At 66.6% G+C, this 20,981-nt stretch carries 16 protein-coding genes; 3 read left to right on the forward strand and 13 right to left on the reverse strand.

Annotated features, from left to right (window positions below; genetic code table 11):
* Positions 1–106: 106 nt before the first annotated feature.
* The 5 genes from JQ617_RS17385 to JQ617_RS17405 form a co-directional block, all read right to left on the reverse strand.
* On the reverse strand, positions 107–1,045 hold the full coding sequence (locus tag JQ617_RS17385; RefSeq protein WP_212027352.1) for a dihydrodipicolinate synthase family protein: 939 nt from the start codon (positions 1,043–1,045) through the stop codon (positions 107–109).
* Positions 1,046–1,167: 122 nt separating this feature from the next.
* Entirely contained in the window at positions 1,168–3,249 is a 2,082-nt protein-coding gene (locus JQ617_RS17390; RefSeq protein WP_212027353.1) for a methyl-accepting chemotaxis protein, read from the reverse strand.
* Positions 3,250–3,372: 123 nt separating this feature from the next.
* Positions 3,373–4,143, reverse strand: a complete 771-nt coding sequence (locus JQ617_RS17395) for an enoyl-CoA hydratase (RefSeq protein WP_212027354.1) — start codon at positions 4,141–4,143, stop codon at positions 3,373–3,375.
* A 10-nt stretch (positions 4,144–4,153) separates the two neighbouring features.
* Complete coding sequence (locus JQ617_RS17400) at positions 4,154–4,609, reverse strand: MarR family winged helix-turn-helix transcriptional regulator (RefSeq protein WP_212027355.1); 456 nt, start codon at positions 4,607–4,609, stop codon at positions 4,154–4,156.
* A gap of 47 nt (positions 4,610–4,656) precedes the next feature.
* Entirely contained in the window at positions 4,657–5,316 is a 660-nt protein-coding gene (locus JQ617_RS17405; protein WP_212027356.1) for a TetR/AcrR family transcriptional regulator, read from the reverse strand.
* Between the two features lie 90 nt (positions 5,317–5,406).
* Here JQ617_RS17405 and JQ617_RS17410 point away from each other — a divergent pair, with 90 nt between their 5' ends.
* Together JQ617_RS17410 and JQ617_RS17415 are read left to right on the forward strand one after the other, a co-directional pair.
* Positions 5,407–6,657 (forward strand): HlyD family secretion protein, encoded by a 1,251-nt coding sequence (locus tag JQ617_RS17410; RefSeq protein ID WP_212027357.1) that lies wholly within the window; start codon positions 5,407–5,409, stop codon positions 6,655–6,657.
* Complete coding sequence (locus JQ617_RS17415) at positions 6,599–8,224, forward strand: MDR family MFS transporter (protein ID WP_212027358.1); 1,626 nt, start codon at positions 6,599–6,601, stop codon at positions 8,222–8,224. Before JQ617_RS17410 ends, JQ617_RS17415 begins: the two co-directional genes overlap by 59 nt.
* 114 nt (positions 8,225–8,338) lie before the next feature.
* On the opposite strand, the gene JQ617_RS17420 is transcribed toward JQ617_RS17415, so the two are convergent.
* The 5 genes from JQ617_RS17420 to JQ617_RS17440 all read right to left on the reverse strand — a co-directional run bounded on the left by JQ617_RS17420 (position 8,339) and on the right by JQ617_RS17440 (position 15,466).
* Positions 8,339–10,000 carry a tannase/feruloyl esterase family alpha/beta hydrolase gene (locus JQ617_RS17420; protein WP_212027359.1) on the reverse strand — a complete coding sequence of 554 codons (1,662 nt, stop codon included), beginning with the start codon at positions 9,998–10,000 and terminating at the stop codon, positions 8,339–8,341.
* An 89-nt stretch (positions 10,001–10,089) separates the two neighbouring features.
* The gene (locus JQ617_RS17425; protein ID WP_212027360.1) at positions 10,090–11,544 is read right to left on the reverse strand and encodes a GntP family permease; all 1,455 of its coding nucleotides are present in this window, start codon (positions 11,542–11,544) and stop codon (positions 10,090–10,092) included.
* 3 nt (positions 11,545–11,547) lie between these two features.
* Complete coding sequence (locus tag JQ617_RS17430; RefSeq protein WP_212027361.1) at positions 11,548–12,567, reverse strand: patatin-like phospholipase family protein; 1,020 nt, start codon at positions 12,565–12,567, stop codon at positions 11,548–11,550.
* Between the two features lie 109 nt (positions 12,568–12,676).
* Positions 12,677–13,921 carry a phosphoglycerate dehydrogenase gene (serA, locus tag JQ617_RS17435; RefSeq protein WP_212027362.1) on the reverse strand — a complete coding sequence of 415 codons (1,245 nt, stop codon included), beginning with the start codon at positions 13,919–13,921 and terminating at the stop codon, positions 12,677–12,679.
* A 312-nt stretch (positions 13,922–14,233) separates the two neighbouring features.
* Complete coding sequence (locus JQ617_RS17440; RefSeq protein WP_212027363.1) at positions 14,234–15,466, reverse strand: rhodanese-like domain-containing protein; 1,233 nt, start codon at positions 15,464–15,466, stop codon at positions 14,234–14,236.
* Between the two features lie 182 nt (positions 15,467–15,648).
* Between JQ617_RS17440 and JQ617_RS17445 the strand changes: the two genes are divergently transcribed.
* Positions 15,649–16,314: a hypothetical protein gene (locus JQ617_RS17445; RefSeq protein WP_212027364.1), complete on the forward strand. Its 666-nt coding sequence runs from the start codon at positions 15,649–15,651 to the stop codon at positions 16,312–16,314.
* A 57-nt stretch (positions 16,315–16,371) separates the two neighbouring features.
* Here JQ617_RS17445 and JQ617_RS17450 read toward each other — a convergent pair whose 3' ends face one another.
* The 3 genes from JQ617_RS17450 to JQ617_RS17460 are packed head-to-tail and all read right to left on the reverse strand — an operon-like array spanning position 16,372 to position 20,925.
* Entirely contained in the window at positions 16,372–17,565 is a 1,194-nt protein-coding gene (locus JQ617_RS17450) for a PepSY-associated TM helix domain-containing protein (RefSeq protein WP_212027365.1), read from the reverse strand.
* On the reverse strand, positions 17,558–18,586 hold the full coding sequence (locus JQ617_RS17455) for an extracellular solute-binding protein (protein ID WP_212027366.1): 1,029 nt from the start codon (positions 18,584–18,586) through the stop codon (positions 17,558–17,560). Before JQ617_RS17455 ends, JQ617_RS17450 begins: the two co-directional genes overlap by 8 nt.
* A gap of 2 nt (positions 18,587–18,588) precedes the next feature.
* Positions 18,589–20,925 (reverse strand): TonB-dependent siderophore receptor, encoded by a 2,337-nt coding sequence (locus JQ617_RS17460; RefSeq protein WP_212027448.1) that lies wholly within the window; start codon positions 20,923–20,925, stop codon positions 18,589–18,591.
* Positions 20,926–20,981: the final 56 nt, after the last annotated feature.

Consider the following 20,981-nt stretch of genomic DNA (forward strand, 5'->3'; position numbering starts at 1 on the left):
GCAAAGGCGCGGAGCGCCGTGCCCACGATCTTTCTCAATGGCAACAGATGGTGGGCACGCTTCGCTTTGCCCACCCTACGATTGCTCGCAATGACGGCGGAGAGATCTACTTCCCCCACCGCAGCGCCAGCGCGTCGCGCTCCTTGGCGAGCTCCAATAGCCCGGCGCGCGTCGCCGGGTGCAGCGGCTGCAAGGGATGGCGCACGGCTTCCGACTTGATCACTCCGCCGGCCTGCATCATCGCCTTGCAGGCGATCAGGCCGCATTGGCGGTTCTCGTAGTTGATCAGCGGCAGCCAGCGCTCATAAGCGGCCTTCGCCTTCTCGCGATCGCCGGCGAAATAGGGATCGATGATCTGGCGGATGCCGTCGGGATAGCCGCCGCCGGTCATGGCGCCGGTGGCACCCGCATCGAGATCGGCGAGCAGCGTGATGGCTTCCTCGCCATCCCATGGACCCTCGATGTCCTTGCCGCCCGCCTCGATCAGGCTGCGCAGCTTCGAGGCCGCGCCCGCCACCTCGATCTTGAAATAACGGATGTTGGCGAGCTCACGCGCCAGCCGCGCCAGCAGCTCGACCGACAGCGGCGTGCCCGCCACCGGCGCATCCTGGATCATGATCGGAATATTGATCGCGCCCGAGAGCACCTTGAAGAATTCGACGATGCCCTTCTCGGGCACGCGGAAGGTCGCGCCGTGATAGGGCGGCATCACCATCACCATGGCGGCACCCGCGGCCTCGGCCTGCTTGCTGCGCGCGGCGCACACGGCCGAGCTGAAATGCGTGGTGGTGACGATGACGGGAACCCGGCCCGCGACATGCTCCAGCACCGCATGCATCACCGTCTCGCGCTCGGCGTCGGTGAGCACGAACTGCTCGGAGAAATTGGCGAGAATGCAGAGGCCGTGCGAGCCGGCGTCGATCATGAAATCGATGCAGCGGCGCTGGCCTTCGAGGTCGAGTTCGCCGCGCTCGTCGAAGATGGTGGGCGCGACCGGGAACACGCCGCGATAGGGGCGCTGGGCCTTGTGTGGGGTGACCGGCATCGAACTCTCCATCCCTGATGTGGCTTAAACGTCTGCTGCCGCGTGACGCGGCGGCACAGATGTAGCCGCCGCGCGGGATGGCGGCAATGCCCGCGCGACGTCAGGATGGAGGATGAACGAAGTTACGCGGTCTTCACGGCTCCCAAAAAGCCCTCGACCGCCACGCGGAGACGATCGGCGTCCGCCGACATCTTCTTCACGGAGTCCGACAGCACCGTGCCGGCATTGCCGGTCTCGTGGTTGAGCTTGGCGACGCTGCCGATGGTGTCGGTGACTTCGCGGGTGCCTTGCGCGGCCTGCTGGAAGTTACGCGAGATCTCGGTGGTGGCCGCGCGCTGCTGCTCGACGGCGGCGGCAATCGCCGTCATCTTCTCGTCGATGCCGCTGATGGCGCCGCCGATGGAACGGATCGCGGAGACCGCCTGCCCGGTCGCGCCCTGGATCTCCTCGACCTGGCGCGAGATCTCTTCCGTTGCGGTCGCGGTCTGCGCCGCGAGGCTCTTGACCTCGCCGGCGACCACCGCGAAGCCGCGGCCGGCCTCGCCGGCACGCGCCGCTTCGATGGTTGCGTTCAGCGCCAGCAGGTTGGTCTGGCCGGCGATGGCGTGAATCATCTTCACGACCTCGCTGATCCGGCTGGCGGTCTGATCGAGGATCTCGACCGTTGCATTGGTCCGCTCGGCCTGCGAAACGGCTTCACGCGCCTCCTGCGCACTGGACTGGACCTGCGCGGAGATTTCGCCGACAGAGGCGGACAGCTCTTCGGTCGCGGCGGCGATGGTCTCGAGATTGTTGGTGGCCTGCTCGGCCGCGCTGGAAACCGCAGCAGTCTGGCTGCTCGATTCCGACACCAGCGTGCGCACATCGGTCGCGGTGGCATCGAGCTCCCGCGCCGACGCAGCGACGCTTTGAATCACTGCCTGCACCGTGTCGTCGAAACTGCGGCAGGCCTCGTCGACCGTACCGGAGCGGGCAAGCTGCAGCGCCTGCTGCGATTCGCGCTCCTGGCCGAGACGTTCGGCGGTCGCCGCGCTTTCGCGCAGGCTCTCCAGCGCCGCCGCCATGGTGCCGAACTCGTCGGGATAGCGGGACTGCGGAACCGGCGTCGCGTAATCGCGCGCGCTGATCCGCGCGATGGCATCGAGGATGGCGCGGACCGGGCGCATCAGGCGATTGCGCACGACGTAGACGCCGGCGAGCGTCACGGCCAGCGCGAGCAGGAACGCGAGCGACTGCACGATGAGCTTGGTGAGCGCCGTCGCCTGGACGGCCTCGGCGCGCGCGATCGACTGATCGAGTGCCTTGGTCGCCACGCCGACGATGAGCGGGAACGGCGACTGGCAGAGCGTGTTCCACTCCGAAGCGGACATCGCAGGCTTGCCGCTGCCGTCGAAATTCTTGGTGAGATCGCCGATCTGCTTGAGGACGCCGTCGGTCTTGGCCTTGGCGTCCGACGCGGCCGTCACCAGCTCCGCCGTCACGTCGGGCGCGGCCAGCAATTCGGCCATGCCGGCCCAGCCGGAGGTGATGGTGCCGTCCCATTGTGCGACCTGCCGCTTCTGCGCGTCGTCGAGCGGCTTGCTGCCGTTGACGTTCGAGCGCAGCGACGAGCAATGGATGCCGTAGCGGTCGCGCACCTGCCAGGCGAAGCGGCGGACCTGGATCATGCGGGCGATGTAGGGATCGTTCATCCAGGCGCGGTTCGACACCGCGGTGGAGGCGAGGTTCGCGGTGTCGATGACCTTGGTGACGGCATCGTACCAGGAATTGGTCCGCTCGATCTTGCGCTCGGCGCGCGGACGCTTGGCTTCGTCGTAGAACAGCTGGAACTGCGGCGCGGCGTCGCTCCAGCGCTGCTTCAGCGTGCCGGCGAGCTCGTCGCGGCGCGCAAAATCGACGGTCGCGAGCGCGGTCATGATTCCGTCATAGCCGGCCTGCTCGGCCTTTTCGGCCTCAGTGAGCTTTGCCTTGGGATCGTCCTCGCCGAGGATCGCGCTCTGGGCATCGCCGCGATTGTTGCGAAGCGCGAGCACGCCATGGAAGATCGCCTTGTCGGCGGCGGCAAGCCGGGCCGTCTCGAGGCTGTCATTGTAGCGGCCGAAGGCCCCGACCATCTGGATCGCCGTGCTGGTCAGTGCGCCCACCGCCAGCAGGGCCATCAGCACCAGAAGAAGCGTGCTTACCGATTTCTTAAAAATGGACATGGGGTCAAGGGCCTACATTTCACGTAAGCAGGACCTTGCACCGCGACATGCCAATGTTTCGTTAAGGTTTGAATTGAATTGGGGCGGTTCCGGTTGCACGCATTCGGACCCGCCCGCAATCCATCATGCGACCTTGGTGAAGTCAGGCGGGCGGCGCTCTGCGAACGCGGTGAACGCCTCGCGCGCCTCGGCAGTGCGCAGCCGCTGGGCGAACTGCTCGCCCTCGGCCTGCATCTGCGCGACCAGCGCCTCGCCGTTGCGCATCAGCTTCTTGGTGGCGGTGAGCGCGCCGGCCGGCTGACGGGCGAGCCGCTGCGCCAGCGCCAGCGCCTCGGCATAGAGCCTGTCGAGCGGCACGACGCGGTTGGCGAGGCCCCATTCCAGCGCGGCCTTGGCCGGCACGGTCTCGCCGAGCGCGAACATCTCGTAAGCACGCGCATAGCCGATGCGCGCCGGCATCAAGAGGCTGGACGCGGCTTCCGGCACGAGGGCAAGGCTGACGAAGGGCGTCGACAATTGCGCGTTGTCGGCGAGCACGACGAGGTCGCAATGCAGCAGCATCGTGGTGCCGACGCCGACGGCGCGGCCCTGCACCGCCGCGACCAGCGGCCGCGTGCAGCGCGCCAGCGACTGGATGAAGCGGACGACGTTGCGGCTGCCTTCCGACTTGCCGGATGCGACGGCCGCGAACTCGCCGACATCGTTGCCGGCGGTGAACATGTCGCCCTCGCCGCGGATCAGGATCACGCGGGCGGACGGGTCGAACTCGGCGGATTCGATGGTGTCGGCGAGCTTGCCGTACATCGCATCGGTCAGCGCGTTCTTCTTGTCGGGACGCGCCAGCGTGAGGGTGAGAATGCCGTCGTTGTTCTCGATGCGGACGTGATCGGTCATGGGTCTCTCCTTAGTCCTCTGAATCTCTTGCTCTTGGAAACTTGTCCTGAACGCTTGCCAGCCAGCGCGCGACGACGTCGATCTCGGCAGCTGTGAATCCTTCCGTCAGTGCCGCGTTGATCGCGGCCGCGTCGGTCTTCGCCTGCGCCAGCACGCCACGTCCCTTCGGCGTCAGCCACACCCGCCAGGCGCGGCCGTCCTCGCGATCGGCCCGGCGCTCGACCAGCCGCGCCGCGGCGCTGCGATCGACCAGTCCGGAAATGCCGGCCGGGCCCATGTCAAGCGCGGCGCCCGCCTCGCCCATCAGCACGCCGTCCTGCCTGCCGAGAATGAACAGCAGCCCGGCCTGCGCCGGCGTCACCTCGCTCGAGGGCTGCGCCGCCATCCAGCGTTGCAGACGGCGCTGCGCGACGTTGAGCAGATAGATCAGCCGATGGTGCCTTGCCGCGGCCTCGTTATTTCGCATGCGAAATATATAGCCCAACCCCGGCGGCTTGTCAAAGCCTGCCGCCGCTAGGCCGACGGCCCGCGGCAGCCGTCGAGGAGGATCGCGGCGCAAATCCGCGCCCGCTTCTCGATTTCCTTGCGCGAGGGCAGCGTCCGGCTCGCATAGATCGCCGCGCGCTGCGGCGCCGACACCATCATGCCGATCATCATGCCGGCGGCTTCGTCAACGTCGTCGAGCACGATGCGCTTCTTCTTCACCTGGTCGCGGAGCCAGCCCGCGAGCGCCGCCGCCGTGCGGGAGATGCCGTCACGGTAGAAATTCGCGGCAAGGTCGGGGAACGTGGCCGATTGCTGCAGCACCATGCGCTGCAGCGCCACGACCTCGGGATCCAGCGCAAGATCGGCACAGGCGACCAGCACGGCAGCGAGATTGGTTTCGATGTCGGCCTGGTTGCTGGCCTGAAGATTGACGTCGGAGAGCAGCCGGTCGAGCCGGTCCGCGCACATCGCCTCGAACAAGGCCGCCTTGCCCGGAAACAACCGATAGAGAGTCTTGGTGGAGATGCCGGCGCCGCGCGCCAATTCCTCGGTGCTGGTCGCAGCATAGCCCTCGACCGCGAAGGCGTGCCGTGCGGCCTCGATGACGATTTGCTTCGTCTCCTCGTCGCTGCGCACCGGCGGCCGGCCGCGCGGGCGGCCTTCTGATGACGGTTTTGCCTGAGCCATGTTTTTAGATGATGACTGTCATTCCATTGACTCTTCCCAAGCTAGTCCTAATTTGGAAATCGTCAAGTTTCCTAATTCAGGGATTCGGCCATGACCGTGCACACCAACCCGTCTAAGAGCGAAACCAGCGTGGTCCCGACAAGCGCGCCGGAAGGCATCCTGCCCGCGCCGCCGGCCCCCGCCCCGCGCCGAAAGCTCAACCTTCGCAAGCTGTTGCTGGCGGGCGTCGCCGCCGCGGCCCTCGCCGGCGCGACTCTGTACGGCTACGATTACTGGACGGTCGGGCGCTTCCTCGTCTCCACCGATGACGCCTATGTGAAGGCCGACAACACCACGATCGCGCCGAAGGTCAGCGGCTATCTGGACCGCGTCCTGGTCGGCGATAACGAGCATGTGAAAGCCGGCCAGGTGCTGGCCCGGATCGACGACCGCGACTTCCGCGTCGCGCTCGACCAGGCCAAGGCCGACGTCGCCGCCGCGAACGCGACGGTGACGAGCAAGCAGGCGCAGCTCGAGGTTCAGGAGGCCGTGATCACTGCGGCGCAAGCGACCATCGATGTCGACACCGCCGCGAAGGTCTTCGCCCAGCAGGAGAACAAGCGCTACAGCGACCTCGCCAAGACCGGCTATGGCAGCGTGCAGAACGCGCAGCAGGCACAGGCGCGCGATGCCGGCGCCGACGCCGCGATCGCACGCGACAACGCCAACCTCGTCTCCGCACAGAAGCAGGTCGACCTGCTCAAGGCCGAGATCGTGCAGGCGAAAGCCGCGGCCGCCCGCGCCGTTGCGCTCCAGCATCAGGCCGAGCTCAACCTCGGCTACACCACCATCGTCTCGCCGATCGACGGCATCGTCGGCAATCGCACCCTGCGCGTCGGCCAATATGTGCAGGCCGGCACGCAGCTGATGGCGATCGTGCCGAGTGACGGCGCCTATGTCGTCGCCAATTTCAAGGAGACCCAGCTCACCCATGTCCGCGCCGGCCAGAGCGTCGAGATCGAGATCGACACGTTCCCGGGCCAGGTCGTCCACGGCCATGTCGATTCCATCGCGCCGGCCAGCGGCCAGGAGTTCGCGCTGCTGCCGCCCGACAACGCCACCGGCAATTTCACCAAGATCGTGCAGCGCATTCCCGTGAAGATCGCGCTGGACGCCGAGACCGCGTCTGCGATCGCGCTGCGGCCCGGCATGTCCGTGATCCCGACGATCGCAACGCGTTCGGCGCCGACCGCGCAAGCCGCAGCGACGCTCAAAGCCAAGCCCGTTTCCGGAGGGTCGTGCCATGTCAAACAGCCTCTCAATATCGACGCCAGCACCCGCCATACCGACCGCGACGCCTGAGCGCGCCGCAACCGCTCCGGATCGCGCCAGCGCCACGGTCTGGATCGCCGTGTTCGCGGCGATGATCGGCGCCTTCATGGCGATCCTGAACATCCAGATCACCAACGCCTCGCTGCTCAACATCGAGGGCGGCATCGGCACCGGCGCAGACAACGGCTCCTGGATCTCGACGTCCTATTTGATCGGCGAGATCATCGTCATTCCGCTGACCGACTACCTGTCGCGGGTGTTCTCGTTCCGCAACATCATGCTGAGCTTCGCCTCGCTGTTCGCCGCGTTCTCGGTCGCCTGCGCCTTCACCCACGATCTGCCCTCGATGATCGCGATGCGCGGCTTTCAGGGCTTCTTCGGCGGCGTGCTGATCCCGATGGCGTTCACGCTGGTCTTCACCAGGCTGCCGAAAGGCCAGCAGCCGATCGGCCTTGCCATGTTCTCGCTCGCCGTGACCTTTGCCCCGGCGATCGGCCCGACCATCGGCGGCTATCTCACCGAGAATTACGGCTGGCAGACCATCTTCTATGTCAATGTGCTGCCCACAATCGTGATGGTGAGCATCCTCTTCTTCACCCTGGAGCGCCAGCCGATGAACCTCGGCCTGCTGCGCGAGGGCGACTGGTTCGGCATAGCCACCATGGCGATCGGCCTCGCCTCGCTGCAGGCCGTGCTGGAGGAAGGCAACAAGGACGACTGGTTCGGCTCGCCATTCATCGTGCGGCTCGCGGTCATCGCCGCGATCAGCCTGTCGCTGTTCATCGTCAACGAGCTCGTGGTGGAGAAGCCGCTGCTGCGCCTGCGGCTGCTGACGCAGTGGAATTTCGGCATCGGCACGATTGCCGCCGTCTTCCTCGGCTTCGCGTTGTTCGGCTCGGTCTATCTGCTGCCCGCCTATCTCGGCCAGGTCCAGGGCTACAATGCCGAGCAGATCGGCAACGTGCTGGCCTGGACCGGCCTGCCGCAGCTCCTGCTGATCCCGCTGGTGCCGAAGCTGATGCAGCGCTTCGACGCCCGCTATATCGCGACCGTCGGCCTGCTGCTGTTCGCCGCGAGCTCCTTCATGAACATCATGATGTCGCTCGACTATTCCGGCGACCAGTTCTTCGTCCCCAACGTCGTGCGCGCCGTGGGTCAGGCGCTGACGCTGGCGCCGCTCTCGGCGCTCAGCCTCGGCAGCGTCGCGCCGCAGGATGCGCCCGCTGCCTCCGGCATCTCCAACATGATGCGCAATCTCGGCGGCGCCATCGGCACCGCGGTGCTCGCCACCATCGTCACCAAGCGCGAACAGTTTCACTCCAACATCATCGGCCATTCCGTCACGCTCGGCCGCGAGGAGGTCCGCGCCCGCATCGCGCAGATGACGGATTATTTCATGGCCCACGGCGTGCCCGACCCCAACGCCGCGCGCGAGCAGGCCATCATCGCACTCGGCAAGACCGTGAAGCGCCAGGCGCTGGTGATGGGCTATTCCGACACCTTTGCCGTGATCGGCGTGGTGCTCGTGCTCGCCGCAATCGCGGTGCTGCTGACGCGGCGGGTGAAGGCGGCGGGCGGAGGGGGCGGCGCGCATTAGCGGGAGGTCGTCATGCCCGGGCTTGTCCCGGGCATCCACGTTCTCTGTGCGGCGAGTTCATACGTGGATGGCCGGGACGAGCCCGGCCATGACGGCGAGGAAGCAGGCGGGGCCCTACGGCGCGCAGGTAAAGCTCGCCGCCTCCGTCACCGGGCCGCTCTTGTAATGCGGCCAGGACGGCCAGCGGCACAGCGGCATCGCGCGCGTCACGGCGAATGACGGCGCCTCGACCTTCTGCTCGGTGACTTCCAGGTCGTCGGGCGCCTTGCCCTTCTCGACCCAGTCGGTCAGCACGCTCAGCATGTCGACATTGGCGGGCGCGCCGGAGCCGACATGATCGACGCCGGGCGCGGTGTAGAGCCGCGCGAACTCCGCCGTCTCGGCCTTGCCCATCTTGCGCTCGACGCTCTCGAAATAGCGGATGCCGGCATAGGGGCTCTGGGCGTAGTCGGCCATGTGCTCGAGCATGATGAGCCGGCCGCCGCGGGCGCGGAAACGGCTGAGATCGGGATCGGTGGAATCCATCAGGCTGGAGACCTCCAGCAGCCGCGCCTTGTGGTCCTCCACCTTGTAGGTGGTGACGTCGAGCTTGGGATCGCGCGCGAACACATATTGGATGCCGCCGGCGCCGTAGATCCAGGCGATACCGTTGTTCGGTGCAGGCGGCTGCGCCGGCGGCGCGGTGCCGAGCCACCACGCGGTCCAGCCACCGGTCGGGCCTGCCGCCGGCGTGTCCTCGCCCGAGACGCCCCAGCCCGGATAGTCATCGAGGCCGTTGGCGAGCGCGAACGGGAATTTGTAGGTCCCGTGCAGCGTGTTCACGGCCTTGATCTGCGGGTCGGTGAGACACTGATCGCCGCTCTTGCCGTCCGCGCAGCGCAGTGTCTCGACCTTGAAGGCCGCCTTGCAGCCGACGGGATCCTGCACCAGCGCATCGTCGGAGCCGTCGGCCTTGTCGCAGGCCGCGCGCACGGCATCGCCGACGAGCTTCACCTGCGCCGGATTGAGCCAGCCCTCGCCCATGGTCGCAAGGCCCGAACGCGTGCCGGCGTGCTGCAGGCCGACCCAGTTGATCACGGGCACGCGCGAAAAGATGCCGTCGAAATCATCGGGGTAGCGCTGTGCCATGGTGAGGCCTTCGCGGCCGCCCTCGGACGAGCCCATGAAATACATCTTTTGGGGTTTCTTGCCGTAGGCGCGCTCCATCAGCGTCACGGCGACGTCGCGCACCTTCTTGTAGGCGCGGTGGGCAAAATTCTCGAAGGCTTCGTCGTTCAATGCGAACAGCTGCGGCAGCTCGCCCGGCTTGGTCTCGTGCCCCGAGTCGGTGCCGTAGGTGACGAAACCGCGCGCCAGCGGCGACGGCTTGTCGAAGGGATAGGCGGGCGGCAGCGCGAGACCCGTGATCAGCACACCGTTGAAACCGCCACCGCCATATTGCACCGAGCGCCCGTTCCATTCGATCGGCAAATTGACCTGGAATTTGATCGGCGGCGCCTTGGGATCGACGGGGTCGATATGGCCGAGCACCTTGCAGAAGCCGGGATTGGCGGGCGTGATCCGCCCCGACGGCGTCGGGCCGCGCTCGGCGACAGCGAGCGGCGATGGCGACTGAAACGTCGTGGCATCGATCTTCACGGCGTCAGTGCCGCCGACCAGCCCCTTGCAGACCGTCTCGGCATCCTCGGCCAGCGTCAGCGCCGATACGCCGTGCGCGCTCATTGCGGCTGCCGTGCCCACGAGCCATGCGCATAGCTTCGCCCTGTTTCGCTCCATCGTTTCCACCCGGCTTGTCGTGTTGCGTACCAACGTTGGCCTGCATTCAATGCAAGCTTCGCCCGTCCGTCAATCGCCGAGGCGGCCTTTCAGAACGATCCCAGCGCACTGCCCAGCGCGATCACGGCCACCAGCGCCAGCAGCGACGTCACGATGCCGACCATGACGATGTCGAAATAGCTGTCCCGGTGGGTCAGGCCGCAGATCGCGAGCAGGCTGACGACCGCGCCATTGTGCGGCAGGATGTCGAGGGTCCCCGCGCCGATCACCGCCACGCGATGCATCAGCCCAAGATCGATGCCGGTCCGCGTGGCAAGCTCGACATAGGTCGGGCCGAGAGCGTCGAGGGCGATGGTCAGGCCGCCCGACGCCGACCCTGTCAACGCGGCCAGGATGTTGGTCGCGACGGCGAGCGAGACCAGCGGTCCGCCTTCGATCGCGAGCACCCAGTCGCGCACGATCGTGAATGCCGGCAGCGATGCGACGACCGCGCCGAAACCGACGAGGCTGGCGACGCTGAACGCGGGCAGGACCGACGCATTGGCCCCGGCGTCCATGGTCCGGCGCAGCGCCGGCAGCCGCGCCCAGTTCAGTGCGATGGTCGTGACGATGGCCGCGGCCAGCGCGACCGCGACCGACCAGACGCCGGCAACGGCCGCAAGCGACGTGGTGCCGAAACGTTGCTCGGCGAGATAGCTGACGTCGAGCCGCGGCAATATCACCAGCGACATCATGAGATTGACGGCCACGACGACGACCAGCGGTGCCATGGCGCTCACGACCGGCGACGACCGGTCGCTGCGCTGACCGCGCTGCAGCTCGGCCGGGTCGAATTCGCGGGCGGTCGTCGCGCGCTCGCGCACGAGCTCGTCGGCGGCGGCCTGCTCGATCGCGCCGTCGGCACCGTCGCCATAGCCTTCGCCGGCGCGGCGCGCAGCGGCTTCGGCGCGATGCAACCACCACAATCCCGTGCCTAACATGATGAGCGAGGCAATGATGCCGAGCGCCGGCGCGGCGAACGGCGTCGTGCCGAAGAACGGCATCGGGATGGCATTCTGGATCGACGGCGTGCCTGGCAAGGCCGACATCGTGAAGGTCGACGTTCCCAGCACGATCGCAGCCGGGATCAGGCGGCGCGGGATGGAAGCCGCGCGAAACAGCGAGCGGGCCATGGGGACGATGACGAAGAAGGCAACGAACAGGCTGACGCCGCCATAGGTCACCATCGCGCCGGCGAGCACGACCGCCAGGATCACGCGCCGCTCGCCGAGACGCTCGGCCATGAAGGCGGCAACCGACGTCACCGCGCCGCTGTCGTCCATCAGCTTGCCGAACACGGCGCCGAGCAGGAAGATCGGGAAGAACTGCGCCAAAAATCCCGCGGCGTTGATCATGAATACCTGGGTCAGGTTCGCCAGCAGCGGCTCGCCGCCGAACAGCGCGGCAACGAGTGCGGCGAACGGCGCGAGCAGCAGGACGCTCCAGCCGCGAAACGCAAACAGCACGAGCAGACCGAGCCCGACGAGGAGGCCGAGGAGACCCATGCCTCAGCACTCCGACAGGAGGATGTCGAGATCGGCGGTCGAGCGGTGGCCGAGATCCGCGCCGTGCTCGCGGAGAAAGGCGTCCGCGGCCATGCGCCCCTCGGCGCGCAGCATCGAGACGAACTCCCACTCCGCGTTGAGCTTCGAGGACGCCCCGAATTTCGCCAGCATGTCGCTCTTGATCCGGTGGGTCCGCATCTTCGCCCAGCGCGCGCCCTCGCCGCTGCCGGGGTCTGCGGCCTGGCGCAGCAGCGCGATCATGCGCAGCTCCTTCATCAACGGCGAGTTGAAGGAGATCTCGTTGAGCCGGTTGAGGATCTCCGCGGCGGTCCGCGGCTCCTCCAGCCGCTCGGTCGGATTGATCTGGACGAGGATGGTGTCGTGCGCGTCGCTTTCGCGGACCAGCGGCGTGATCGTCGGGTTGCCGGCGAAGCCGCCGTCCCAATAGGGCTCGCCGTCGATGTCGATGGCGCGGAACATGGTCGGCAGGCAGGCCGATGCCAGTAGCACATCCGCTGTGATCTCCGCGTTGCGGAAGATGCGACCCCGCCCGGTGCGCACGCGTGTCGCGGTGATGAACAGCTGGATCGGCGAGCGCGCGAGGCGCTCGAAATCGATGCTCTCCGCCAGCACCGCGCGCAGTGGATTGTAGCCGGTCGGGTTGAGATCGTAGGGCGACAGCACGCGCGACATCAGGTCGGTGAAGATGTAGAACGGCGAGGTATCGAGGGTCCAGCGCCCCATCAGGCGGTCGAGCGGCGAACGCTGCAGCAGGCTGAAGGCCGCCGCCTTGGAAACACGGCGCCAATATTGTTCGAGCGCCTCACGCGCGCCCTCCGCGCCGCCGGCCGTCCAGCCGTCCGCAAGGACCGCGGCATTCATCGCGCCCGCGGAGGTTCCGGAGATCGCGGCAATCTCAAGCCACTTCTCTTCCAGCAGGCGATCAAGCACGCCCCATGAGAAGGCGCCGTGCGAACCGCCGCCCTGAAGCGCGAGATCGATCAGTACGGCGTCCCGTTCCATGGCGGACACTCACGCGACTGAAGCTCAAATTCGACATGATTGGTACATGCCGAATTCGACCGCAGTGTGGGAGCAGTTGCCACAAGATGCAACCCGAACGTGGGGTTGTTTAGTGCTCGAATACCAGCCTTGCGCCGACCGTGCCGTCGAGGGCGCGGATCTGCGCCAGCAGCGCCGCCGAGTCCTCGCCGCCGAGATCGGCGTCGAGCACGACGTAGCCGAGGTCGCCCGCGGTCTCCAGATATTGCGCGGCGATGTTGATGTCGCGCTGGAGGAAGACCTCGTTCAGGCGACGCAGCATGCCCGGCACGTTGCGATGGACATGGCTGAAGCGCGCGCCGGAGGGACGCAGGTGCAGCTGCACTTCCGGGAAATTCACCGCGCCCATGGTCGATCCCGTGATGAAATAGTCGACCAGCTTGCGCGCGACCTCGCCGCCGATGCGCTCCTGCGCCTCCTCGGTCGAGCCGCCGATATGCGGGGTGAGGATGACGTTACCGATGCCCTGCACCGGGCTCGTGAAGCGATGCGCGTTCGAGGACGGCTCGACCGGAAACACGTCGATGGCCGCGCCGGCGATGTGGCCGTCGCGCAGGGCGCCTGCGAGCGCGTCGAGATCGACCACGGTGCCGCGGCTGTTGTTGATCAGGAACGAGCCCGGCTTCATCGCCCGCAGCTCCTTCTCGCCGATCATGCCCGCGGTCTCCGGCGTCTCCGGCACGTGCAGGCTGACGACGTCGCTCTGCGCCAGCAGCTCGTCGAGCTTCTCGACCGGCTCGGTATTGCCGTGGCGCAGCTTGTCGGTGCGGTCGTAATAGATCACGCGCATGCCCATGGCCTCGGCCAGCGTCGAGAGCTGCGAGCCGATATTGCCGTAGCCGACGATGCCGAGGGTGCGGCCGCGCACCTCGCGGCTGCCGGCCGCGGACTTGTCCCAGCCGCCGTCATGGGCGGAGACCGAGCGCGGGAAGATCTGCCGCAGCAGCATCACGATCTCGCCGATCACGAGCTCGGCGACGCTGCGGGTGTTCGAGAACGGCGCGTTGAACACGGGAATGCCGCGCTTGCGCGCCGCCAGCAGATCGACCTGGTTGGTGCCGACGCTGAAGCAGCCGACCGCGAGCAGCCCATCGGCGGCCGCCAGCACCTCGTCGGTGATCTGGGTGCGCGAGCGGATGCCGAGCAGCGAGACGCCCTTGAGCGCCCGGCGCAGATCCTCGCCGTCCAGCGCCTTGGCAAGCCGCTCGACATTGGTGAAGCCCGCGCTCCGGAACAGGTCCACGGCGCTGTCATTGACGCCTTCGAGCAGAAGCGCCTTCGCGCTCCTCTCAGGGCTTTGGCCTGGGGCTGGCATGGAATCTCCTGAAATGGCGGCTTTGCCGCAGCTCATAGACCGCGGACGAGGCCGAGCACAATAGGGTTCGGATACGGGGAGAAGATGGCGGGTGGTGGGCTTGGCATGCCACCAGCTCCATCATCCCCGCTCGCAATAACCGTCCCGTCATCCTGAGGTGCGAGGCATGCGACGCAAGGGCGTCGCATGGGGAGCCTCGAAGGATGAACGGCCCCCGATGCCGCCGATAGCCGGGCCGTCGCCCTTCGAGGGCCGCCAAGTGGCGGCCACCTCCAGCGACAACCGCTTCGCGGTTGCGCGGGGGTGACGGATCTAGATCACGTAAAACCCGTGCGTGCCGTCGAGCCGGAGCTGCTCGACGAGGCCGTACTCCCAGTCGAGATAGGCCTGCATCGCGCGTTCGGCGACGTCGGTCCCCTCATAGGGCCGGCGATAGCGGTGGGCCGGGTCGGGCTTCGGCAGCACCTGGGGCGGGCCGACGTCCAGCGCGCCGTCATAGCCGCCCTCGAGCACATAGACCTCCCAGCCCATCTGCGCGAGCCACGACGCGGTCATGTCGGCGCGCACGCCCTTGTCGTCGGTCAGCACAATGCGCGCGCCGCGCACCGGCGCGGCCATGTCGGTCTCCTGGACGAGCTGGCCACCGGGATAGTGACGGAAGCCCTTGAGATGGCCGGCCGCATAGTCCTCGGCGTCGCGCACGTCGAAGCGATAGAGCGTGCGGCCGGTCTCTGCGACCAGCGCCGACATCTCGCGTGTGCCGATGCGGCGGACACCGGCGCGATAGGCGACGTCGCGGGCGTTGGCGGGACCGCCTTCGAACGGCCCGATCGCGCCGCGCCGGTCGGCGCCGTGATTGAGCGTGTGCCGCGCCAGCGTCCAGCCGATCGTGCCGTTGCGCAGCGCGCGGACCTTGTTCGGCACGCCGGCATTGATCAGCGACTGCGTGCCGATGATCGAGCGGGTGCGCCCTGCGCAATTGACGATGATGGTGGTGTCGGGATCGGGCGCCGCCTGCCCCGCGCGCAGCACCAGCTCCGCGCCGGGCACGCTGACCGAGCCCGGAATGTTCATGGTCGCATATTCGTCGAAGCGGCGGACGTCGAGGATGGCGATATTGGCCTTGTCCGCGATCAGCTTTGCCACCTCGTCGGCGCTGAACGAAGGCGTGTGGCGGCGCGCCTCGACCAATTCCCCGAACGCCTTCGAATAGGAATTGACGTCCTCGAACATTTGGTAGCCGGCATCGCGCCAGGCCTTCAGGCCGCCGTCGAGTGCACGGACGTTGGTGTAGCCGAGCGCCGCAAGGCGTTCGGCGCCGGTCGCGACCAGCCCCTCGCCGTCATCATAGAGCACGATCGCCACGTCCTTGCGCGGCAGCCGTATCTCGGCCTCGATCGCGATCCGGTCCGCGGCCATGTTGGCGGCGAACAGCGGATGGCCGGTGGCAAAGGCGGCCTCATATCTGAGATCGAGCAACGCGATCTCCTCGCGCAGCAGCAGCGCGCGGCGGATGTCGGCGGGGGTGACGGTCGGGATCGTCATTGGACATTCAGCCTTCGAAGTTTGAACAAGCGCTTTTGGCCGATTGCGGACAGCTTGACCAGCCCGACAAGGGGCATGCCCTCCCGCCCTGCAGCGTGCAAATCCAACGCAGCCGCGGAACGAAGCATGTTGTCCGCCGTCGTGGGACGGGTAAAGTTCCGATTCGTGCATTGGGGGGCGGCATGCGGATCATGAAATTTTTGGTGGTATTTCTGGTGCTCCCGGGTGCGGCCCTGGCCGCGCTGACCAATGCGGAGCGCAAGTCCCAGTTCGAGCGGGCGATGGCGTCGATCATAGCGGCGACGACGCCGGCCCTGAGAACCCCTCGCGATGTACTGGTCAAGGACTACGTCGCCTGCAAGCCAAACAAGGGACAGGCGGTGGAGCTCGTAGGCGCGAGCTATTTTCGCTCCTGCGAGCATGATGATGCATCCGTCACCGGCGATCGATCGCTCGAAGCGTGCCAGCTGCGCTATGGCAAACCGTGCGCTCTGATAGCGGTGAACGAAGAGATCGTCGTGGAAGGCGAGTTAGCCTCGAAAGACATGCCGCGCCTGCACTATACCGGCAAATACGACCTATCCCAGATCCCGATCATCCGGCAGATCACGCGACAACGCCCTGACGTGCAGAACTACGACAAGGCGATGGAGCCCAAGGCCATGGCTATCCACCCATGGGGGAAGCTGTTCATCTCGGCGGGCGACCCGAGCCTGGGAGATGCCCAGGCCGCCGCACTTGCAAAATGCAACAGCGATCCGACGCGGAATGGCCGGGACGGCGGCTGCTTCGTCTACGCCGTCAACAACGACGTCGTCATCGGTGAACGGCGCATGCAGCCGAAGTGACATGTCGAGCAGATCGCGTCATTCGATCCAGGCGGGCTTGAACGGCGGCCGGTCAGATCACTCGCCGGGAACGAGGCGCCCGAGCGGCGGCTGCGCGGGGCGGCGCAGCTTGCGGCGCGACAGATAGAGCAGAATGCCCGTGACCGAGAACAGCGGCATCAGCGCTGCGGCGATCATGAAGGCGAGCTTGCCCGGCCAACCCAGAAACGCGCCGCGATGGATGTCGAGCACGTTGGCGATGATCTTCTCGCCGAACGTCTTGTCGGCATAGCGCTCGGCCGAGATCACCTGCCCCGAGAGGGCATCGATGCGGAATTCGTCGCGCGTGGTGTCGAGCGTCGAGCCCTTCGGCCACGACCGGATCCGGATCACCGTCCCCGGCCCGCTGGGCAGCGTCAACAAAACCTTGGAGAAACGGCCAGCCTCCTCGCGCTGGATCGTCGTCCAGGCACGATCGAACCCGACCTGCTGAGCCTGCTCGTCACGGGCGGCGGCGCGCGGCGCCTTGGCAGCCGTCTTCGGCTGCATCTTTGCTGCAGAAACTTCCGGACGCGACAGCAGCCAGACCACGCCGTCCTTGTACCAGTCGAACGAGTACCACAGCCCGGTCAGCGTCATCACCAGATAGACCGGCAATACCCACGTGCCGATGACCGCGTGCAGCGAGCGATGCAGCCCGCGGCCGCTCAGACCGAGATTGGGTTTCAGCCACATCTTCACGCTGCCGGCACGGCGCGGCCAGCGCAGCACGAGACCCGTGATCAGCATGACGATCAGGCCGAGCGCGGCAATCCCCGTGATCGGGCGTCCCCAGCCCTTGGCCTCGCCGGGAATGAGCAGCCAGCGATGCAACTGGCGGACGGTGACGAAGAACTCTTCGCCGCGCGGCGCGCCCAGCACGCGGGCATCATAGGGATCGACATAGAGCGAGCCGCGCCGGCTGCCCTGCTCGTCGCGGCCGAAGCGGACACGCACCGCCGCCGCCGGATCGCTCGACAGCGTCACGGATGCGACCTTGCCGATATCAGGCATCCCCTGCAGCCGCGCGACCAGCTCGTCGGGCATCAGCGCCGGCGTCTGGCGCGGCGCGACCTGCATGATGCCGCTGTTCAGATAGTCGCCGATCTCGTCCTCGAAGCTCATGATCGCGCCGGTCAGCGCGATCAGCGCAAGCAGTAGCGCAAGAACGAGACCCGCGATGGAGTGGATCTGGTGCAGGACGGCCTTGATGGTGTGCCCCATCCTACTCATCGAAGCCGGCCTTCCTGATGAGCGCGATTGCGGCCTGCTGCTGTGCGGCGACCTGATCGATCGGCAGCGCATCGGCGGTGAACGACCCCATCGCGACAACAATGGGCGCACGCTCCGCCGCCGGGAGAACAGGATATTCCAGCTCGGCCGCCGCGAAGATCCGCTGGGCGGCCGGCGTGACCAGGAATTCGAGGAACTGCCGGGCCAGCGCCGGATGCGGCGCATGCTTCGCGATGGCCGCGCCGGTGAGGTTCACATGCGTGCCGCCGCCCTTGAAGGTCGTCGGCACCGCCTTGACGTCCATCGCCCAGGCGCGCCAATCGGCCCCTTCCCGTGCGTCACGCAATTGCGCCAATGCCACGGTGTTGCCGATGCCGATCTCGCAAGTGCCTTGCGCGATCTCGCGGATCACATCGTTATCCTTGCCGGCAGGCTTGCGAGCAAGATTGGCCTTCAGGCCGGCGAGCCAGCCTTGCGTCGCCGCCTCGCCGTGGTGGGCAAGATATGCAGCAACCAGCGCGACGTTGTTCTGATGCAGCGGCGAGCGCATGCAGAGCTTGCCCTTCCATTGCAGGCCCGCGAGGTCCTCGTAGTCGATCGAGGCGAGCGCACTCCGCATTCGTACGAACGCAATGCGTGGGCGGATGGCGAGCGCGATCCATTGCGCATCGCCGCCGCGAAGATTGGCCGGAACGGCCTGTTCGAGGCGCGGCGATAAAAGAGCCTGCGCGAGACCGCGCGCCGGGAGTTGCGTCGTCTTGTCCAGCCCGATCGTCAGCAAAACGTCCGCCGGCGATGCCGCGCCTTCCGACGACAGGCGCTTGACCAGGCTGTCCTCGATGAAGACGACATTCACCTTGATGCCGCTGGCTTCCGTGAAAGCCGTAACGACAGGCGCGACCAGAGCGGCCTCCCTGGTCGAATAGAGCGTGATCTCTTCGGCGCGGGACGCTCCTGCGGCGGCAAGCCAGGCGGCCGCCAGCGCGACCAGAACCGCCATGGCTTTGTGCCGCGCCAGCATGGCTAGAACTTCACCGTTGCCGAGAGCGAGAAGCGCCGCGCATCGCCGATGGCGACGTTGAGATTGTTGACGGCGGAGGGATAATAGACGGTGTCAAACAGGTTCTTGACGTTGAACTGATAGATCACCGGCGTGTTCTGGTATTTCATCTCATAGGTCGCGAAGACGTCCGCGACGACGTAGGACGGCAGGAAGAAGCTGTTGATCGCATCGCCGGGTCGGTCGCCGACATAGCGCGCGCCGCCGCCGAGCCGGAGCTGGCCGGGCAACGCCGTGCCGAAATCATAGACCAGATAGAGCGAGGCCGTATTCAGCGCGACGTTCTGCAACTTTCTGCCGAGCAGCGTCAGATCCTCGGACGCCGTCACCCGCGCGTCGGTATAGCCATAGCTGCCGATCAGGGCCCAGCTGTCGGTGAGCCTGCCGGTGACGTCCAGCTCGACGCCGCGCGAGCGGGCGCGGCCGACCGTGTGGATCTCCACGATCCCCGCGCTGTTGGTCTTCGTCGTCTGAACGTTCTTCTTGTCGAGATCGTAGAATGCCAGCGTACCGGAGATGCGCTTGTTCACGTCGAACTTCAGGCCAGTCTCGTAGGATACGCCTTCTTCCGGCGCGACATTCGAGCCGATCACGATGCCAATTGGCGCGATGGTCGAGTTCGGCTTCAGCGATTCGGTGTAGCTCGCATAAAGCGACAGCTCGTCCGTCAGCTTGAGGATGGCGCCGCCGAGCGGAAGCACCTTGTCCTGGGACACGTTGGTGTTGGTGACGAACGGCTTTCCTCGTCCGGCGATCTGGTCGTAGTCCATGTAGCGCACGCCGCCGACCAGCGCGAACCGCTCGGTCAGATGCAGCGTGTCCTGGACGAACAGCGACCACTGGCCGAGCTTGTCGGTCTGGGCGCTGTCGCTGTTCGATACCGTCGTGCCCGGTCCGATCAACCCGTAGATGGGGTTGTAGATGTTGATGGCGGGCGTTGCCTGCCGGATCAGGTTGTCGCGATAGATGGTGCGATACTGACCATCGCCGCCGAACACCACCTCGTTGCGCATGTTGCCGAACCAGAAGCTGCCCGAGACGTAGGACGTTCCGTAGCTGGCATTGCTGAGCGAGCCCCGCGTGCCGTCGTTGCTGCGCGTCTCGTTGCCGGTCGTGAAGTTGATGCCGGTGATGCGGAGCTGGTTGGCGCTGAAGGTTTCGGTGTTGTAGCTGTAGCCGGCGTAGAGCTTCCAATCCTGGTTGAAGCGATGCTCGATCGACGCCTGCATCAGGTCGGAGGTGCCCCAGGTGTTGTTGAAGGGCTCGTCGAGCCGGCGATCGGCGGGAACTGCCAGCGGCGCTTTCGTCACCGGATTGAACGCGGTGCCGCGATCGAACGGATAGATGAACTCGCGGTGCTCGTAGTTGAGCTGCACCGTGGTGTTCTCGCCGTACCAGGCGAGCGACGGCGCGACCAGCATCTCGCGATGGCGGCCGAAATTGCGCCAGTAATCCTCGCTAACCCCGTAGCCGATGAAGCGATAGGCGAGGCCCTGGTCGCCGATCGGACCGGTGACGTCGAGCAGGCCGTCGGCGCCGGTCTTGGAGGCATTGAAGGTCGAACCGAGCAGCGTGACCGAACCGTGTTGGTAGAGCTCGGGGCGCTTGCTGATGGTGTTGACGATGCCGCCGGGGTCCATGATGCCGTAGAGCAGCGAGGCCGGCCCCTTCAGCACTTCGACGCTCTCGACCGCGGGATTGAAGCTGCGGCCCTGCACCAGCGGCATGCCGTTGCGCATGATCGAGCCGTCGCGGTTGTCGCCGAAACCACGGCGGATCACCGCGTCCTGGCTGCCGGCAAGTGTGTTGGTCTGGGTAATGCCGGAAATATTGATCAACGCATCGTCGATGTTGCGCGGCAGCTGGTCCTTCAGCACCTGCTCGGGCACGATGTTGACGGCCTGGGACGTATCGAGCGGCGAGGCGCCGCTGCGCAGCGTCGTCGAACTCGGCATCGCGCGGTAACCCAGCTTTGCGGCTTGCTGCGCGACAGCGGCCGCGGCGGCGCGCTCCGAGAGCGTAGGCACCGCGGGGGCGGCGGTGGCATTGCGATTGGACTGGCGGCGCGCGGCGGCTTGCGTGCGGCGTGGCGTTTCTCCCGAGGCACGTGCCGGTTTCGACCGCGGCACTGGGGCTTCCACCGTCACCGGCGGCAGCGCCGATTGCGCCTGCGCGCTCGTCGTGGTGGAGGGAGTTTCGGCGAGCAGCACGGCTGCTCCGATGAGAAGACCTGCACGGCTCTTGCCGGCACGAGTTCGACGGCCGCTGTCGCAGCCATCCACGAGGGCACGCACTTTTATTCCACTTCACGTCAAGAACGTTGAAGTGTGCGCCTGTAACAGTCGGTTCGCGCGAA

This window comes from Bradyrhizobium sp. KB893862 SZCCT0404 (assembly GCF_018130885.1).
Lineage (GTDB): Bacteria > Pseudomonadota > Alphaproteobacteria > Rhizobiales > Xanthobacteraceae > Bradyrhizobium > Bradyrhizobium stylosanthis.

Bases quoted from the DNA above. Each gene is read 5' to 3' on its own strand.
- JQ617_RS17385 (WP_212027352.1), bottom strand. From the start codon at position 1,045: ATGCCGGTCACCCCACACAAGGCCCAGCGCCCCTATCGCGGCGTGTTC.
- JQ617_RS17390 (WP_212027353.1), bottom strand. From the start codon at position 3,249: ATGTCCATTTTTAAGAAATCGGTAAGCACGCTTCTTCTGGTGCTGATG.
- JQ617_RS17395 (WP_212027354.1), bottom strand. From the start codon at position 4,143: ATGACCGATCACGTCCGCATCGAGAACAACGACGGCATTCTCACCCTC.
- JQ617_RS17400 (WP_212027355.1), bottom strand. From the start codon at position 4,609: ATGCGAAATAACGAGGCCGCGGCAAGGCACCATCGGCTGATCTATCTG.
- JQ617_RS17405 (WP_212027356.1), bottom strand. From the start codon at position 5,316: ATGGCTCAGGCAAAACCGTCATCAGAAGGCCGCCCGCGCGGCCGGCCG.
- JQ617_RS17410 (WP_212027357.1), top strand. From the start codon at position 5,407: ATGACCGTGCACACCAACCCGTCTAAGAGCGAAACCAGCGTGGTCCCG.
- JQ617_RS17415 (WP_212027358.1), top strand. From the start codon at position 6,599: ATGTCAAACAGCCTCTCAATATCGACGCCAGCACCCGCCATACCGACC.
- JQ617_RS17420 (WP_212027359.1), bottom strand. From the start codon at position 10,000: ATGGAGCGAAACAGGGCGAAGCTATGCGCATGGCTCGTGGGCACGGCA.
- JQ617_RS17425 (WP_212027360.1), bottom strand. From the start codon at position 11,544: ATGGGTCTCCTCGGCCTCCTCGTCGGGCTCGGTCTGCTCGTGCTGTTT.
- JQ617_RS17430 (WP_212027361.1), bottom strand. From the start codon at position 12,567: ATGGAACGGGACGCCGTACTGATCGATCTCGCGCTTCAGGGCGGCGGT.
- serA (WP_212027362.1), bottom strand. From the start codon at position 13,921: ATGCCAGCCCCAGGCCAAAGCCCTGAGAGGAGCGCGAAGGCGCTTCTG.
- JQ617_RS17440 (WP_212027363.1), bottom strand. From the start codon at position 15,466: ATGACGATCCCGACCGTCACCCCCGCCGACATCCGCCGCGCGCTGCTG.
- JQ617_RS17445 (WP_212027364.1), top strand. From the start codon at position 15,649: ATGCGGATCATGAAATTTTTGGTGGTATTTCTGGTGCTCCCGGGTGCG.
- JQ617_RS17450 (WP_212027365.1), bottom strand. From the start codon at position 17,565: ATGAGTAGGATGGGGCACACCATCAAGGCCGTCCTGCACCAGATCCAC.
- JQ617_RS17455 (WP_212027366.1), bottom strand. From the start codon at position 18,586: ATGCTGGCGCGGCACAAAGCCATGGCGGTTCTGGTCGCGCTGGCGGCC.